Here is a 15,717-nt window from a genome sequence, read left to right on the forward strand (position 1 = left end):
GGAAGGAATCAGTTGATGGGTCGAGTAGAGGGCAAGGTCGCCGTCGTGACCGGAGTGGGACCGGGGATCGGGAGCGCCATCCCCCGCACCCTGGCTCGAGAGGGCGCCTCGGTGGTGCTGGTGAGCAGGGGTGGTCCCGCGCTCAAGGAGACGGCGGGGGAGCTCGAGGAGAGCGGGGCCGCCGTGGCGGTGGTCGAGGGCGACGTCTCGAGGAGAAGCACCTGGGATGACATCGCGAGCGCTGCCGAGAAGAGCTTCGGCGGTGTCGACATCGTGGTGAACAGCGCGGCGACGGCGCACTGGGCGAACATCCTCGAGGTCAGCGAGGACCAGTGGGACCACACCATGGGGGTGAACCTCAAGTCGGTCTACCTCAGCTGTCAGACCTTCATCCCGCAGATGATCGAGCGCGGAGGCGGGGTGTTCGTCAACATCTCCTCGGTGAACGGCCTCATCGCCAACCCTCGCCTCGTGGACTACGCCGCCAGCAAGTCCGGGATCCACGGCCTCACCCGCAACGTCGCGCTCGACTTCGGCCGGCAGGGCATCCGCGCGAACGTCATCGCGCCCGGTGCGATCTTCACCGACGAGGCCGAGGCGGAGATGGACGAGGAGGAGGTGCGCTCCACCCGCGACAACTACGTGGTGGGCCGGTGGGGTAAGCCGCAGGACATCGCCGACGCGGCGCTGTTCCTCGCCTCCGACGAGGCGTCGTTCATCACGGGCGCGATACTCCCCGTCGACGGAGGCCTCATCATCCAGACGCCGGAGGCGGCCGTGCGGAAGTCGTTCCGGGCCCGCTGGCGGAATGATCGCGTGAGGCTCGAGGATGAGTGACGCAGCGAAGGACCCCATCGCGATCCTCGCCTTCGACCACCGCGGCGAGTTCAGTCGCTCGGTGCTCGGCGTCGACGTCGACGAGCTCGACCACGAGCGGCGCGCCGCGCTGCGCGACGCGAAGGCCCTCATCTTCGAGGGGTACGAGGTCGCTGCCCGACATGGACTCCGCGGACTGCGCTCCGGAGTCCTCGTCGACGAGGAGTTCGGAGGAGCGGTGGCGGACCGCTGCTGCGAGCGCCGTGACTTCGTGTTCGCAATGCCGGTCGAGAAGGCGGACCGGGACATCTTCGAGTTCGAGTTCGGCGACGCGTTCGCGGCTCATCTCGAACGGTTCCAGCCCGACTTCGCGAAGGCGCTCGTCCGGTACAACCCCGACGACGATGCCGAGGGGCGGGCGATCCAGCTCGCCAGGCTGCGCTCGCTATCGGACTGGCTGCAGGGCTCGCGGACTCGCTTCATGTTCGAGCTGATCGTGCGGCCGACCCGGTGGCAGCTCGACCACGCCGCCAGCGACCGCGTCCTTTACGAGGACCAGGTCCGCCCCGCACTGGTCCGCCGGGCGATGCGGGACATCCACGAGGCGGGGATCCGGGTCGACGTCTGGAAGCTCGAGGGCATCAGCCTCGCCGCGGAGGCGCAGGCGATCGCCGAGGAGGCGCGAAGCGTCGATCGCGAGGTCGAGTGCGTCGTGCTCGGGGCAGCGGCGCCGGAGGAGCGCGTCGACCAGTGGCTCCGCGTCGCCGCCGAGACGGAGGGCTTCAACGGCTTCGCTATCGGCCGGAACATCTGGCGCGAGGTGATCCGGGGATACCTCTCGGGCGTGCTCGATCGTGAGGATGCCGTCGTGTCCATCGCCCGCGCTTACGCCCGATTCGCCGAGCGCTACGTGAGCTATGCACGCTGACGGGCAGGACCTCCGCCGCGACCGGCTGGACCCGCGCTCAGCGCTCGCGTCCGTCGTCGGCCTCCGCCGACAGATGATGTCGGCCGACCTCGTGACTCGGACCGACGGCTGGGAACGGGGGGTGCGCAGCGTCCTCCTGCAGAACGACGTGATCTCCCTGGAGGTCGTGGTCGACCGCGCCATGGATATCGCGGCCGCCCGGATCCGCCAGGTTCCTGTCGGCTGGAGGTCCCCGACGGGGATCGTCGCTCCGTGGTTCGTGGAGAACACCGGGTTCGGACCGCACCGCGGCTTCTTCGGCGGACTGCTCACGACGTGCGGCCTGGACCACATCGGCCCGCCGACGGTCCGATCGGCGGCCCGCTTCAACTACGAGGCCCGCGCGGAGGACGCGTTTCCGATGCACGGGCGGATCAGCGGGACTCCCGCCGTTCTCCGGGGATACGGAGTAGGGGAGACGGCGGACACGCTCGAGGCGTACGTCGAGGGCGAGCTCGCCCAGGTCACCGTCTTCGGGGAGCACCTCGTCCTCGCGCGACGGATCAGCATCTCGTACGGCAGTGCTGTCGTCACCGTTCGGGACACGGTTCGGAACGAGGGCTACGCCTCGAGCCCGCTCGCACTGATGTACCACGTCAACGCCGGCTGGCCCGTGGTGGCGCCCGGGGCTCGCATCGAGATCCCGGGGCGACAGGTGCGCGGCGATCTCGACTACGGCCGGGTGCGCGTGCCCGAAGCCGGGACCCCGGAGCGGACCTCGCTCCACGTTGCCGATCAACGGCCGGAGGGCCGTGCGTGGGCCGCTGTGCTGAACGACCGCATCGACCGGTCGACCGCCGCCGGGCTGCGTGTGTGGTGGGACCCCTCCGCCCTCCCGACGCTCGTGCAGTGGGAGATCGCGAACGCCGGGGGTCACTGCGCGGTCGGCCTCGAGCCGTCGACGATGCGCCTGACGGACGACTTCGACGAGCCCGACTTCCCGGTGCTGGAGCCGGGGGAGATGGCCCGCCTCGGGGTGGAGATCGAGCTTCTCCACGCTCCCTCAGGCTCCGACCTGCTGAACAGAGAGGACCGTGCGGCATGAAGGCCGTCGTCAAGACCAGTCCGGACGATCAGAACGTAGAGCTCCGCGACGTCGAGCCCGCGCCGCTTCCGCCGACCGGGCACGCGAGGGTCGAGGTCGCCGCTGCCGGCATCTGCGGCACCGACCTGCACATCATCGACGGAAGCTACGGCTCCCGCCCACCGGTGGTCCTGGGTCACGAGGTCTCCGGCCGAGTGGTGGAGGTCAGCGCCGACGTGGATCCGGCCTGGATCGGGACAGCCGTCGCCCTCGAGACGTTCTACTCGACCTGCGGGGCCTGCGAGTACTGCCGCTCGGGCTACCCGAACATGTGCGGGAACCGGCTCTCGATCGGATCAGGTGTGGACGGCGGTTTCGCCGAGAGTCTTGTCGTCCCGCTGCGCAACCTGCATCGCCTGCCCGACTGGCTCGACCTGCACGCGGGCGCGCTCTGCGAGCCGCTCGCCTGCGTCTGCCAGTCGCTCTTCGATCCGTTCCCCGCGGTGAAGCCGGGCGACCGCGTCCTCGTGACCGGCCCGGGAGCGGTCGGGCTGCTCGCAGCGCAGGTCGCGCGCGCGGCCGGTGCGGAGGTGCTCGTGGTGGGCGCTGAGCGGGATCTCGGCCGCCTCGCGCTCGCCCGCGAGCTCGGACTCGGGACCCGGGTGGTTCCCGTGGATCGCGATTCGCTGCCACCGGAGTGGACGCAGGGGCCCGATGTGGTCATCGAATGCTCGGGGACCGGGGCCGCCATGCGCTCCGGCCTCGAGCTGCTCCGCAAGCGCGGCCGGTACGTCCAGATGGGCCAGACCGGCGACCTCGTGTCGGTGCCGCTCGCGCTCGTGTCGTTCAAGGAGCTCGTCATCACGGGCGGCTTCGCGAGCACCCCCGCCTCGTGGGCGAGAGCCATCCGGCTTCTCGAAGGGCGGCAGGTGGAGCTCTCGCCCCTGCTCAGCGGAACCTTCCCCCTCGAGCGGTGGGAGGACGCCTTCGCCGCGACGCAGAGCGGGGACGGCGTCAAATTCGTTCTCTCGGCCGATCCGAGCAACAGATAGGGGCACAACGATGAAACTGGGCTACAACACATGGTCGATGCCGACCCTGGCCGTGGAGGAGGCGATCCGCCACCTGGCGGATGTCGGCTACGACTCAGTCGAGATCACGGTCTCCGAGGGATGGCCGAGCGACGTGCTGCTCCTCGGCGAGGCAGACGCCGAACGCTGGAGGACGCTGGCCTCGGACGAGGGCATCGCCATCACGAGCCTCACGGCGAACACGCCGGTGATCGTCGACGACGACGTGTGGCCCTCGGCTCGCGACCGGCTCGTCCGCAGCCTGGAACTGGCGGCCGCGCTGCAGGGTCCGGGGGAGCGCATGCCGATCAGCCTCGGCGCGTCCGTTCCATTCGACCCGTCTGCGTCGGCAGGGCTCCCGCAGACGGCCTCCCTGTGGGAGGAGAAGAGGTCCCTCATCGTCGATCGCTTCGGCGAGCTCGCCCGACTCGCGGAGGGGATCGGATCCCGCGTCGCCCTCGAGCCGCACGTCGCTGCCGTGGTCTCGCGCCCCGAGCGTGCCCTCTGGGTGCTGGACCAGGTCGGCAGCGACGCGCTCGGTCTCAACCTCGACATCAGTCACTTCGCGGTCCAGGGGATGCCGACCGCGGACGTGGTCCGCCGGCTGGCGCCGCGCGCGTTCGTCAGCGAGGTGAAGGATCAGCGCGGGGTCGAGCCCGACTTCGACTTCCTCATCCCCGGCGAGGGGGAATTCGATTACGTGGAATTCCTGCGGGAGATGGCGTGGGCGGGATATGACGGAAGCGTTTCGGTCGAAGTGAGCGTATTCCGGCAGCGCAAACCCGATTACGACCCGTATGTCGCGGCCTCCGATTCCTATCGGATCCTGTCCGCCGCGTTCGATGAAGCAGAGATCAATCGGCCGGTGAGGGCCGGAAAGGAAAAGGCAGGCAAGTGAGCGCTCGTATTCGCTACGGGATCATCGGCTGCGGATCGATCGGAACGACGCACGCCGACGCGTTGGCCCTCCTCGAGGAGGCCGACCTCGTCGCCGTCTGCGACCTGGACCGGACGAAGGCGCAGGCGGTGGCCGACAAGCACGGCATCGAGCACGTGTTCACGTCGTTCGAGGAGATGCTCGACAGTGTGCAGCTCGACGCGGTCTCGGTCGCGACCGACCACAAGAGCCATTTCGCGCCGGCGATGGCTGCGATCCGCCGCCGCGTGCACGTCATCGTCGAGAAGCCCATCACGCATTCGCTCGAGCAGGCGCACGAGCTCGTGACCGCGGCGGAGGAGCACGGCGTCAAGCTGGGCGGGGTGTTCCAGCGCCGGTTCTTCCCCTCGGCTCAGCGCATGAGGGCTGCGATCGAGGAGGGCAGGCTCGGCCGCATCGTGATCGCCGAGTGCATCGCGCACCTCGGCCGCGACCGGGCCTATTTCGACTCCGCCGACTGGCGCGGCACCTGGCGGGGTGAGGGCGGCGGCGTCCTCATGAACCAGGCGGTCCACATGGTCGACATGCTCCTGTGGATGGTCGGAACGCCGACCGAGGTCTACGGACGTTGGGACCTCCTGAAGCACGGCGACTACATCGACGTCGAAGACGTCGCCGCAGGAGTCGTCGCCTTCGAGGGCGGCGCCCTCGCCACCATCCAGGCCACCACCGCGTTCGAGAACGGCATCACCGTGGACCCCTCGTCCCCGACATCCCGGCGGGCGCCCGGCTTCCGGCTCGCTGTTCACGGCACCTCGGGCCACTCCGTCGGGATGGCGGAGTCCCCCGAGCTCATGCAGGCGACGACCGACCAGTGGACGTTCGACGGCGAGGACGGCTTCCTCCCCGAATGGTTCGCAGCGGAGGGCGGCCGATACGGCTTCCCGGCGTTCCACTCCGATCAGCTGCGGGACTTCGCGCTGGCGGTGCTGGAGGACCGCCAGCCCACCGTGACCGGTCTGGACGCCTACCGCGCCCTCGAGGTCGTCAAGGGGGTCTACCTCGCCCACGACCGCCGACGTCCCGTGGCGCTGCCGATGACCGCGGAGGACCGGGAGGCAGCGGATCGGCTGACGAGCGGCGAGAGGGAATGACGGCGGTCGACCCGGCGGGCCGCGTCGCCCTCGTGACGGGCGGCGGGACCGGCATCGGTCGCGCCGTTTGCGAGCGGCTCGCCGGCGGCGTCGCTGGCGGCATCGTGATCGCTTTCTCCCGATCCGGCGGCGAGGCGACGCAGCTCGCCGCGAGACTCAGCTCCCAGGGGGTGCGCGCGGTCGCGCGGCAGGCCGACGTCTCCGATCGGAAGCAGGTGGAAGACCTGATCTCGGCGGTGGAGGCGGAGTTCGGCCGGCTCGACTACCTCGTCAACAACGCCGGAAGGACGCGACTGATCCCCTTCGCCGACCTCGATGCCGCCACCGAGGAGATCTGGACCGAGATCCTCGGAACCAATCTGATGGGGACGTTCTGGTGCAGCCGCGCGGCCGCGGCACTGCTCCGACGCAGCAGAGGTGCGATCGTCAACATCGCAAGCATCTCGGGAACGAGGGCGGTCGGCTCATCACTTCCGTACGGCGTGAGCAAGGCCGCGGTTCTGCAGCTGACCCGGTCGCTCGCGGCAGCACTGGCGCCGGACGTCCGAGTCAACTCCGTCTCCGCAGGAACGGTCCGGAGCGGCTGGCATGAGAAGCTCATCGGGGACGAGGCGTTCGCCGAGAAGTCCGAGCGCGAGGCGGCGGTCGTCCCGCTTCAGCGGCTCGCCGCGCCGGCTGACATCGCGGAGGCGGTGGTGGCGATGCTCACCACTTCCTTCGTCACCGGCCAGGACCTCCTGGTCGACGGCGGGAAGGGGCTGCTCTACTGACCGGGGAACCGGAGTCCCGGGACGGAGCGGCAGGCGCACGCCGCACCTCGTTCCTCCTCGGCTCCTACAGCATCCCGTCCCCCTGGACGGGCACGCCGGACGCGCACGGCAGCGGGATCTCGAGCGGAAGCGTGGATATCGAGACCGGCGAGATGGAGGCGGAGCCCATCGCCGCCGCCGTCAATCCGTCCTTCGTGGTGCCTCGTGCCGAGGGGCGAGGGTTCTGGGTGATCACCGAGCCGGAGCAGGGAGGCGAGGTCGTCTCGTTCGAACTGGTGGACCGACGGGTGCAGGAGGTCGGCCGGCTCCGAACCGGCGCCGACGCGCCCTGTCACCTCGCCGTCGACGCCGAGCGCGGGCTCGCCTACGTGAGCCACTATCACGGCGGCGCCGTGGCTGTGCTGGCCCTCGCTCGGGACGGAGCTCCCTCTGCAGGAGTCGCCATGATGAGGGCGCCGCAGGCCTGGGACGGGGTCGACCGAGCCGCTCTCCGTTCGCGGCCCCACGCCGCTGCCCTGGTTCCGGGGACGGAGGAAGTGCTGGTCGCGGACTGCGGCCGCGACGTGCTCCTGCTCTATCGGGTGCGGGCCACGGTCGAGGGCGCCACCGCGGAGCTGCTCGATGCCCTTCTCCTGCCTCCGGGTACCGGACCTCGTCATGTCGCCTTCCATGCGGAGCTGCAGGTGGCGTTCGTCAGCAACCAGAACGACGCAGGCGTCAGTGTCGTTCGCCGCGTCATCGACGGCGATCGTCCGCGCCTCGAGCTGACGGGGATCCTGCCGGTCCGGGGCCTGGGCCGGCAGACGGCGATCCCGTCCGAGATCGCACTCCATCCGACGGAGCCCGTGCTCTACATGGCGAACCGCGCCGACGACTCGCTCTCGGTGCTCGAGATCGTGTCCGAGACGGGCGCGCTGGTGGAGCGCTCGACAGTCGACGTCCTCGGGCGGAACCCGCGCCACTTCGCCGTCCATCCCGACGGCGGGCTGGTCCTCGTCGCCAACCAGGACTCGGACGATGTCGTCAGCTTCCGGCTGGAGGATCGGGGCAGGACGGTGTCCTGGACAGGACATCGCCTCGCGGTCGACACTCCGACCTGTGTCGCATATCGGCGGTGAACCATTTCCTTCACGTCAATCAAAATCATTCCGGGAGCTACGACTATCCCTCCGCCATGCCCCCCTGAATCACGGTGGAACTCCGCTGTACGATCTGAAAAGCCAGGTCCGCATTCAGGACATGAGAGGCGGTGATCGTGACTTCCGTCGATATTCCGTCCGAGCTGTTCATGGATCTGGATCGCTCGGGACCGGTGCCCCTCTATTTCCAGCTCGCGAGCAGACTGGAAACCGCGATCCTCGAGGGAGAGCTGCCTCCGGGATCGAGGATCGAGAACGAGCTCGCGCTGAGCGGCAGGCTTGGCCTGTCCCGGCCCACTGTTCGACGTGCCATCCAGGAGCTGGTCGACAAGGGCCTCATCGTCCGGCGCCGAGGAATCGGCACGCAGGTCGTTCAGGGGCGATCCACCCGGAAGATGGGCCTCACAGGCTTGTACGACGATCTGTCTCAGGACGACAAGCACCCGAGCACCAAGCCGCTCCTGCACGAAGTGGTGCCCGCCGGCGAGAAGACGTCGGCCCAGCTCGGCATCCCGGTGGGAGAGCCGGTCCTCCATCTGCGTCGGCTGCGTTTCAGTGATGGGGCCCCGGTCGCGCTCATGGAGAACTTCCTTCCGCCCGAGTTCGCGACGATCACTGCGGAGCAGCTCGTCCAGCATGGGCTGTATCAGCTCATGCGGTCCCAAGGAGCCACGATGAAGGTCGCCCGGCAGACGATCGGGGCTCGCCACCCGTCGCCGGAGGAGCGGCGGCTTCTGCAGATCTCGCGGCCGGACCCTGTCCTCACGATGGACCGCGTCGCCTACGACCACTCCGGTCGCGCCATCGACCTCGGGCATCACGCGTATCGCCCCGACCTGTACAACATCGAGGTCACCGTCGTCGACCGTTGAGCTCCTCGGTCCGGCCGTGACCCGCGAAGTGCCACTTGTTGCTGTCATTCCGGCGGTTTGACAGCACCAAGTGGCACCTCGACGGGGTGCGGGAGCGCTACTGGGAGTCGCGCTCCTGCGCGCGGAGGGCGCGCTCGACGCCCGCCAGGTTCTCGATGACGAGGCGGCGCAGGGCGGGCGTGTCCGGGTGCGTCTCGAGCCACTGCCGGGTCGCGTCGACGAGCGCCTGGTTCGCCAGCGGCGCCGGGTAGAACCCGTTGATGATGCCGGCGGCGATCGCGTAGCTCCGGCTCTCCCAGATCTTCGTCAGGGCCTCGAAGTACCGCGGGACGAACGGCTCGAGGGCCGACGGATCCGCGGAGCGCAGGAAGCCCAGGCCCGTGGCACGGACGATGAGGTTGGATGCGCCCGTCTCCTCGACGATCGAGGTCCAGGCGGCCTCCTTGCCGGCCGGCATCGCTGCGCGCGCGGTCGCCGCGGACTGGCGGCCGGTCGCCGTGTTGTCCTTCTCGAGCGTCGCGTCGATCTCAGCCGTGCCGATCCGGGCGCCGGCCGCGAGGGCGACCGTCAGGTCCCAGCGCAGGTCGGTGTCGATCTCGAGTCCCTCGAGGATCGCCGAGCCGTCGAGCACGGCGCCGACGCTGTCGAGCTGCTCGGGCGTGTGCGCCACCGCGGCGAACGCCTTGAGGAACTGGAACTGCGCATCCGACCCCGGCTCCGCCTCGTTCGTGAGGCGCCAGAGGGAGTCGCCGAGCTCGCGGAGCGTCTCTTCGCGGCGCTCCGGCGCGACGTACATGGACGCCGCGGTCTGCGCCTGCGCGAGCACGGTGCGGAGCGTGGTCGACTCGGTCTCGGCGCCGATGTTGCGGAGCACCAGCTGCACGAAGTCCCGCGCGGCCGTCTCGGCGTCGCGGGTCGAGTCCCAGGCGGAGCCCCAGACGAGCGACCGCGCGAGCGGGGACTCGATCGCCGAGAGGGAGTCGATCGCGACGAGCAGCGACTGGTCGTCGAGCCGGATCTTCGCGTAGGCGAGGTCGTCGTCGTTGAGCAGCAGCAGGTCGGGCTTGTGCTCGCGCACCAGCTCGGTCACCTCGGTGCGCTCGCCGTCGACGTCGAGCTCCACGCGTCCGTCGCGGACGAGCTTGCCGTCCCGCAGGTTGTAGAGGCCGATCGCCAGACGGTGCGGGCGGATGGTCGGCCACTCGGGCGGCGCGGTCTGGGTGACCGCGAGCGAGGTGAAGCGGCCGTCCTCGTCCAGCTCGAACTCGGGGCGGAGCGTGTTGACGCCCGCGGTCTCGAGCCACTTCTCGCTCCAGGCGGCGAGGTCGCGGCCGCTGGCGGCCTCGAGCTCGACGAGCAGGTCGCGCAGCTCGGTGTTCGCGAACTGGTGCTTGGTGAAGTAGGCGGCGACGCCCGTCAGGAAGGCGTCACGGCCGACCCAGGCGACGAGCTGCTTGAGGACGGACGCGCCCTTCGCGTAGGTGATGCCGTCGAAGTTGACCTGCACGTCCTCGAGGTCGTTGATGGTCGCGACGATCGGGTGCGTCGAGGGGAGCTGGTCCTGCCGGTACGCCCAGCTCTTCTCCATCGCGGCGAACGTCGTCCAGGCCTCGGTCCACTCGGTCGCCTCGGCTGTCGCGAGGGTCGAGATGTACTCCGCGAACGACTCGTTGAGCCACAGGTCGTTCCACCACTTCATCGTCACGAGGTCGCCGAACCACATGTGCGCGAGCTCGTGCAGGATCGTGACCACGCGGCGCTCGCGGACGGCGTCGGCGACCTTCGACCGGAAGACGTACGTCTCGGTGAACGTCACGGCACCGGCGTTCTCCATCGCGCCCGCGTTGAACTCCGGCACGAACAGCTGGTCGTACTTCTCGAAGGGGTACGGGAAGTCGAAGATCGCCTCGTAGAAGGCGAAGCCCTGCCGCGTCTTCTCGACGATGTAGTCGGTGTCCACGTACTGCGCGAGCGACTTCCGGGAGAAGACCCCGAGGGGGATCACGCGGCCGTCGGACGAGGTGAGCTCTCGGCGCTCGACCTCGTACGGGCCGGCGATCAGCGCCGTGATGTAGCTCGAGATGACGGGGGTGGGCGGGAACTCCCAGCGCGAGACGCCCTCGCGCACCTCCGTCGGCTGCGGCGTGGTCGCGTTGGAGACGACCTGCCAGTAGCTGGGGGCGGTCACGGTGAACTGGAACGTCGCCTTGAGGTCCGGCTGCTCGAACACGGCGTACATGCGGCGCGAGTCCGGCACCTCGAACTGCGTGTAGAGGTAGACCTCGTCGTCGACCGGGTCGACGAACCGGTGCAGGCCCTCGCCCGTGTTCGTGTAGATCGCGTCCGCGTCGACGCGGAGCGTGTTCTCGGCGGCGAGCCCGTCGAGCTGGATGCGGACGCCGTCGCTGACCTGCGCCGGGTCGAGCTCGCGTCCGTTGAGGGTGACCGAATGCACCGTGCGCGTGATCGCGTCGATGAACGTCGACGCGCCCTCCCGGGCCGAGAAGCGCACGGTGGTGACACTGCGGAAGACCTCGGGACCCGTGGTGAGGTCGAGCTCGACGGCGTAGTCGTGCACCGTGACGAGCGCGGCGCGCTCCTGCGCTTCGACGCGGGTGAGGTTCTCTCCTGGCATAGGTCGTCTCTCCTTCTCGCGGAACCCGTCCAGCCTAGGGAGTCGGCGGGCCGTGCCCGTGTCGCAGTGGGCGCTGGTGCGGTCGCGCGGGTCCGCCTCGGTCAGGCCGGAGGGCGCTTGGCGATCGGGACCACCTGCGCGTTCGGCAGGGACGCGAGGAAGGAGGCCGGCACGAGGAGCTTGGAGGCGCGGATCCCGCTGCCGATCACGAGCCGGTCGCCGGCGGCGACGGCCTCGTCGACGTACACGGGCCAGTCGACCGGCAGCCCGATGGGCGTGATCCCGCCGTACTCCATGCCGGTGAGGGACGTGGCGGTGTCCATGCCGGCGAACGACGCCTTCTTCGCGTCGAGCAGCCGTCGCACGGCTCCGTTCACGTCGATCCGCTCCGTCGCGAGAATCATGCAGGCGGCGTAGCGAACGGAGTCCCCGCGCCGCGCCTCGATGACGACGCAGTTGGCGCCGTGCTCCATCGCGATGTCGTAGCGCTCGCAGAACGCCGCCGTGTCGGCGACCGAGGCGTCGATGGGCGCGACGAGCACGGGCGGGGCGTCGAGGGCGGCGAGGGCGTCCCGCACGGCAGGAGCGAGGGGGGCGGGATCGCCGGTGACGGGGGAGAAGGCGAGGCGTCCGAACTGCACCCTCCGACGCTACCGACCCCCGCGGAGGGACTCCGGGCTCATGACGAGGACGGATCCCGCTGGAAGCAACCCGGATACCGGAGGAGCGAGCGGAAATAGACTGGCGCCATGCGGATCCACCTGGCCACGGACCACGCCGGACTCGACTTCAGCAGGCAGCTCGTGGGCCATCTGGAGGGGGCGGGCCACGAGGTGGTCGACCACGGCCCGACTGTCCTCGACCCGCTCGACGACTACCCCGCCTTCATCATTCGCGCCGCTCAGGCCGTGGTGCGCGACCAGAAGGTCGGCGTGGAGACCCTCGGCGTCGTGTTCGGCGGCTCCGGCAACGGGGAGGCGATCGCCGCCAACAAGGTCGACGGCGTGCGTGCCGCCCTGGTCTGGAACGACTCGACCGCCAAGCTCGCCCGTCAGCACAACGACGCCAACGTCATCTCGATCGGCGCCCGCCAGCACTCGTTCGAGGAGGTCACCGCCCTCATCGACGCGTTCATCGCGGAGCCGTTCTCCGGCGATCCTCGGCACGCCCGGCGCATCGCTCAGCTCGCAGAGTTCGAGGAGACCGGCGGCATCGAGCCGGGCGAGCACACCCCGGGGATCGCCCGCGTCGATGCCTGAGGGTCACTCGATCCACCGGATCGCGATCCAGTTCCGGCACAACTTCGTCGGGCACCGCATCGCCGCGTCCAGCCCGCAGGGCCGGTTCGCGGAGGGCGCCGCCCAGCTGGACGGGCGGACGATGCTGGCGGCGAGCGCCGTCGGCAAGCACCTCTTCCTCGAGTTCGAGGACGATCGCATCCTGCACGTCCACCTGGGCCTTTACGGGGCGTGGGACTTCGCCGGCGAGATCAGCACGGACGCCACGGTGGCGTCCTCCGGCGGACGGATGGGGCAGACGAACCAGAAGGGGACGTTCCTCGACCAGTACGAGGAGGCGACCCCGCTCGACTTCGGCGGGAGCATCGGCGCCCCTCGGCGCCTGCGGATGGCGGAGCAGGAGAAGGAGGAGGTCCTCGACTCCTTCCCGCCCGACCCGGTCGGCGCCGTCCGCGTCCGGCTGCTCACCGAGACGGCCGTCGCCGACCTCCGCGGCCCCACCGCGTGCGAGCTCCTCGACCCGCAGCAGGTGCGGGTCATCATCGGCAAGCTCGGCCCCGACCCCCTGGTGCACGCGGGTCCGGAGGCCGAGGAGCGGTTCGTCCGGGCGGTGAGGAAGACCGCCAAGCCGATCGGCCTGCTGCTCATGGACCAGAGCGTCGTGAGCGGCATCGGCAACGTCTACCGCGCGGAGCTGCTGTTCCGGGCCCGGCTCGACCCGTACACGCCGGGCAAGGAGATTCCCGAGGACGTCCTGCGCGAGCTGTGGCGGGACTGGGCGCGCCTGCTCGAGCTCGGCGTCCGGACGGGGCAGATGATGACGAAGGACGGGCTGTCCGACGACGAGTGGGCGCGGGCGATGGCGGACCAGCAGGAGCGCCACTACGTCTACAAGCGGCACGGCCTGCCGAGCCCTCGCGGCGACGGCAACGTCGTGATCGAGGAGATGGGCGGCCGCAACCTCTACTGGGCCCCGGGATGGCAGATCCGGCCCGAAGCGGGGCGGTGACATGAGGCAGAACCCCAGCTTCACGCTCGAGGACCCGGAGGAGCTGAAGCGGCTCATCCGCGAGAACCCCTGGGCCACCCTGGTCAGCGCCACCTACCAGGGCCTCGTCGCCTCCCACTACCCCGTGATGCTCGACGACGAGCGCGAGCAGCTCTCGATCGTGAGTCACGTGGGGCGGCCGGACGACCTGCTGCACGAGCTCGGCACGACCGAGGTGCTCGTCGTCATTCAGGGGCCGCACGGGTACGTGTCGCCCGGGTGGTACGACGCGAACCCCGCGGTGCCGACCTGGAACTTCGTCGTCGCCCACCTCTACGGCGTGCCGGAGGTCCTCGAGCCCGAGGAGAACTACCGCGTCCTCGGCCGCCTCGTCGACTTCTTCGAGGACGCCCTCCCGGAGCCGCGCAGGATGGAGGGGACCCCCGCCGACGCCGCCTACGCCCAGCGCATCAGCTCCGGCACCGTCGGCTTCCGCCTGACCCCGACCCGCGTGGTGGCCAAGTCCAAGCTGAGCCAGAACCGGCCCGCGGCCATCGTCGACAGGATCATCGAGAACCTCGAGGGGGACGGGCCGTACGCCCAGCCGGCGCTCGCCGCCGAAATGCGACGGACGCACGAGAGGCTGCGCCAGGCGCGGAATGGCTGAGCCGGCCCTCACCCTGGCCGGCGGGCGACGTCCCGGGCGCGAGGGACTCTGGGACATCACGCTGCTCGGGGGCCGGATCGGCGCGGTGACGCCTGCCGGGACGGATCCGGGCGGGGAACGCGTCGAGCTGGACGGACGCTTCGTCGTGCCCGGGCTCTGGGACGAGCACGTGCACTTCACCCAGTGGACGCTGTACCGGCGGCGCCTCGACCTCTCTCGCGCCGAGTCCGCGGCCGAGGCCGCGCACCTCGTCCGGCTCCACCTCGAGCAGGAGGGGATGCCGCCTGCGGGTCCGCTCGTCGGCGTCGGCTTCCGGGACGCCAACTGGCCGGATCGGCCCTCCGCCTCGCTCCTCGACGGAGCGGCCGGCGATCGGCCGGTCGTGCTCGTCAACGCCGACCTGCACTCCGTGTGGCTCAGCACGGCCGCGGCCCGGAGGCTGGGGGCGCGTACCGGCGACGACGGCCTGGTGCGCGAGGAGGAGGCGTTCCGGGTCGAGGGTGAGCTCAACGAGCTCCCGGACGATCTCGTCGACGACTGGGCCGCGGCCGCCGCGGCCGAGGCGGCGTCCCGAGGGGTAGTCGGTGTCGTCGACTTCGAGATGACCTGGAACCGCGATGTGTGGCTCCGCCGGCTCGCGGCGGGCGCCGACCTGCTGCGCGTCCAGTTCGCGATCTACCCGCCCGACCTCGACCGGGCGATCGGCGAGGGACTCCGGACCGGGGATCCGGTGGGAGGGAGCGGCCTCCTCACAGCCGGCTTCCTCAAGGTCCTCATCGACGGCTCCCTCGGCACCCGGACAGCCTTCTGCCTCGACCCGTACCCGGAGCCGGAGGGACTGCCCGACCCCCACGGGCTGCTCACCGTGCCGGAGCGGGAGCTCGAGGGCCTGCTGCGCCGCTCGACCGGGGCCGGGATCCTCCCCGCCGTGCACGCCATCGGGGACGCCGCCAACCGCGTCGCGCTCGACGTGTTCGAGCTGATCGGGACACCCGGGCGCATCGAGCACGCGCAGCTGATCGCGGACGGCGACCTTCCCCGCTTCGCGCGCCTGGGCGCGGTGGCGAGCGCCCAGCCTGCGCACGCCCCCGACGACCGCGACGCCGCTGACCACCACTGGGCGGGGCGGACGGCCCGCGCCTTCCCCCTCCGATCGCTGCTGGACGCGGGCGCGGTCCTCGCTCTCGGCTCGGACGCCCCCGTCGCGGCCCTCGACCCCTGGCAGGGCATCGCCGCGGCGGTCCACCGCACGGCCGACGAGCGGCCGCCGTGGCACCCCGAGCAGGGCATCCGGGTCGAGGAGGCGCTCGCCGCCTCCACCCGCGGTCGTCGGGACGTGCTGCCGGGCGACGTGGCCGACCTCGCGGTGCTCGACCGCGATCCCCTCGCCGCGCCGGCCGCGGAGCTGCGCACGATGCCGGTCGCCGCGACCCTGCTCGGGGGCCGGATCACCCACTCCGTGCTGTAGCCCGTCCGCGGCGCCGGGGGAATGCGCCGAGC

The 15,717-nt window shown here is 70.4% G+C and carries 15 protein-coding genes; 13 read left to right on the plus strand and 2 right to left on the minus strand.

Annotated elements, in window-relative coordinates:
- Nucleotides 1–15: 15 nt before the first annotated feature.
- The 9 genes from J3P30_RS10375 (at nt 16) to J3P30_RS10415 (ending at nt 8,689) form a co-directional block, all read left to right on the plus strand.
- Complete coding sequence (locus tag J3P30_RS10375; protein WP_210480952.1) at nt 16–837, plus strand: SDR family NAD(P)-dependent oxidoreductase; 822 nt, start codon at nt 16–18, stop codon at nt 835–837.
- Nucleotides 830–1,744, plus strand: coding sequence for a 2-deoxy-5-keto-D-gluconate 6-phosphate aldolase domain-containing protein (locus tag J3P30_RS10380; protein ID WP_210480953.1), 915 nt, complete (start codon nt 830–832; stop codon nt 1,742–1,744). The genes J3P30_RS10375 and J3P30_RS10380 overlap by 8 nt, the downstream gene beginning before the upstream one ends.
- Complete coding sequence (locus J3P30_RS10385; protein ID WP_210480954.1) at nt 1,734–2,828, plus strand: aldose 1-epimerase family protein; 1,095 nt, start codon at nt 1,734–1,736, stop codon at nt 2,826–2,828. The genes J3P30_RS10380 and J3P30_RS10385 overlap by 11 nt, the downstream gene beginning before the upstream one ends.
- Nucleotides 2,825–3,859 (plus strand): zinc-binding dehydrogenase, encoded by a 1,035-nt coding sequence (locus J3P30_RS10390; RefSeq protein WP_210480955.1) that lies wholly within the window; start codon nt 2,825–2,827, stop codon nt 3,857–3,859. Before J3P30_RS10385 ends, J3P30_RS10390 begins: the two co-directional genes overlap by 4 nt.
- A 37-nt stretch (nt 3,860–3,896) precedes the next feature.
- The gene (locus J3P30_RS10395; RefSeq protein WP_210480956.1) at nt 3,897–4,775 is read left to right on the plus strand and encodes a sugar phosphate isomerase/epimerase; all 879 of its coding nucleotides are present in this window, start codon (nt 3,897–3,899) and stop codon (nt 4,773–4,775) included.
- Complete coding sequence (locus tag J3P30_RS15620) at nt 4,772–5,908, plus strand: Gfo/Idh/MocA family protein (RefSeq protein ID WP_210480957.1); 1,137 nt, start codon at nt 4,772–4,774, stop codon at nt 5,906–5,908. Before J3P30_RS10395 ends, J3P30_RS15620 begins: the two co-directional genes overlap by 4 nt.
- A complete protein-coding gene (locus J3P30_RS10405; protein ID WP_210480958.1) occupies nt 5,905–6,678 on the plus strand; it encodes an SDR family NAD(P)-dependent oxidoreductase in 774 nt (257 codons plus the stop codon). Before J3P30_RS15620 ends, J3P30_RS10405 begins: the two co-directional genes overlap by 4 nt.
- 71 nt (nt 6,679–6,749) lie before the next feature.
- Entirely contained in the window at nt 6,750–7,796 is a 1,047-nt protein-coding gene (locus J3P30_RS10410; protein ID WP_307807546.1) for a beta-propeller fold lactonase family protein, read from the plus strand.
- A 170-nt stretch (nt 7,797–7,966) separates the two neighbouring features.
- Nucleotides 7,967–8,689 (plus strand): GntR family transcriptional regulator, encoded by a 723-nt coding sequence (locus tag J3P30_RS10415; protein WP_210481967.1) that lies wholly within the window; start codon nt 7,967–7,969, stop codon nt 8,687–8,689.
- Between the two features lie 97 nt (nt 8,690–8,786).
- On the opposite strand, the gene pepN is transcribed toward J3P30_RS10415, so the two are convergent.
- Complete coding sequence (pepN, locus tag J3P30_RS10420; RefSeq protein ID WP_210480959.1) at nt 8,787–11,324, minus strand: aminopeptidase N; 2,538 nt, start codon at nt 11,322–11,324, stop codon at nt 8,787–8,789.
- A gap of 101 nt (nt 11,325–11,425) precedes the next feature.
- Nucleotides 11,426–11,965, minus strand: coding sequence for a YbaK/EbsC family protein (locus J3P30_RS10425; protein ID WP_210480960.1), 540 nt, complete (start codon nt 11,963–11,965; stop codon nt 11,426–11,428).
- 108 nt (nt 11,966–12,073) lie between these two features.
- Here J3P30_RS10425 and J3P30_RS10430 point away from each other — a divergent pair, with 108 nt between their 5' ends.
- From J3P30_RS10430 to J3P30_RS10445, 4 genes are read left to right on the plus strand one after another with little or no spacing between them, the layout of a single operon-like run.
- Entirely contained in the window at nt 12,074–12,583 is a 510-nt protein-coding gene (locus J3P30_RS10430; protein WP_210480961.1) for a ribose-5-phosphate isomerase, read from the plus strand.
- The gene (locus J3P30_RS10435) at nt 12,576–13,571 is read left to right on the plus strand and encodes an Fpg/Nei family DNA glycosylase (RefSeq protein WP_210480962.1); all 996 of its coding nucleotides are present in this window, start codon (nt 12,576–12,578) and stop codon (nt 13,569–13,571) included. The genes J3P30_RS10430 and J3P30_RS10435 overlap by 8 nt, the downstream gene beginning before the upstream one ends.
- 1 nt (nt 13,572) lies before the next feature.
- Complete coding sequence (locus tag J3P30_RS10440; protein WP_210480963.1) at nt 13,573–14,217, plus strand: FMN-binding negative transcriptional regulator; 645 nt, start codon at nt 13,573–13,575, stop codon at nt 14,215–14,217.
- Nucleotides 14,210–15,685, plus strand: coding sequence for an amidohydrolase (locus tag J3P30_RS10445; RefSeq protein ID WP_210480964.1), 1,476 nt, complete (start codon nt 14,210–14,212; stop codon nt 15,683–15,685). Before J3P30_RS10440 ends, J3P30_RS10445 begins: the two co-directional genes overlap by 8 nt.
- Nucleotides 15,686–15,717 lie beyond the last annotated feature (32 nt).

Origin of the sequence: Naasia sp. SYSU D00948 (assembly GCF_017916515.1) — a bacterium.
Classification (GTDB): domain Bacteria; phylum Actinomycetota; class Actinomycetes; order Actinomycetales; family Microbacteriaceae; genus Naasia.

Coding starts and splice junctions, on each gene's coding strand:
- J3P30_RS10375 (WP_210480952.1), top strand. CDS start 16: ATGGGTCGAGTAGAGGGCAAGGTCGCCGTCGTGACCGGAGTGGGACCG.
- pepN (WP_210480959.1), bottom strand. CDS start 11,324: ATGCCAGGAGAGAACCTCACCCGCGTCGAAGCGCAGGAGCGCGCCGCG.
- J3P30_RS10395 (WP_210480956.1), top strand. CDS start 3,897: ATGCCGACCCTGGCCGTGGAGGAGGCGATCCGCCACCTGGCGGATGTC.
- J3P30_RS10430 (WP_210480961.1), top strand. CDS start 12,074: ATGCGGATCCACCTGGCCACGGACCACGCCGGACTCGACTTCAGCAGG.
- J3P30_RS10380 (WP_210480953.1), top strand. CDS start 830: ATGAGTGACGCAGCGAAGGACCCCATCGCGATCCTCGCCTTCGACCAC.
- J3P30_RS10435 (WP_210480962.1), top strand. CDS start 12,576: ATGCCTGAGGGTCACTCGATCCACCGGATCGCGATCCAGTTCCGGCAC.
- J3P30_RS10390 (WP_210480955.1), top strand. CDS start 2,825: ATGAAGGCCGTCGTCAAGACCAGTCCGGACGATCAGAACGTAGAGCTC.
- J3P30_RS10405 (WP_210480958.1), top strand. CDS start 5,905: ATGACGGCGGTCGACCCGGCGGGCCGCGTCGCCCTCGTGACGGGCGGC.
- J3P30_RS10445 (WP_210480964.1), top strand. CDS start 14,210: ATGGCTGAGCCGGCCCTCACCCTGGCCGGCGGGCGACGTCCCGGGCGC.
- J3P30_RS10440 (WP_210480963.1), top strand. CDS start 13,573: ATGAGGCAGAACCCCAGCTTCACGCTCGAGGACCCGGAGGAGCTGAAG.
- J3P30_RS10415 (WP_210481967.1), top strand. CDS start 7,967: ATGGATCTGGATCGCTCGGGACCGGTGCCCCTCTATTTCCAGCTCGCG.
- J3P30_RS10385 (WP_210480954.1), top strand. CDS start 1,734: ATGCACGCTGACGGGCAGGACCTCCGCCGCGACCGGCTGGACCCGCGC.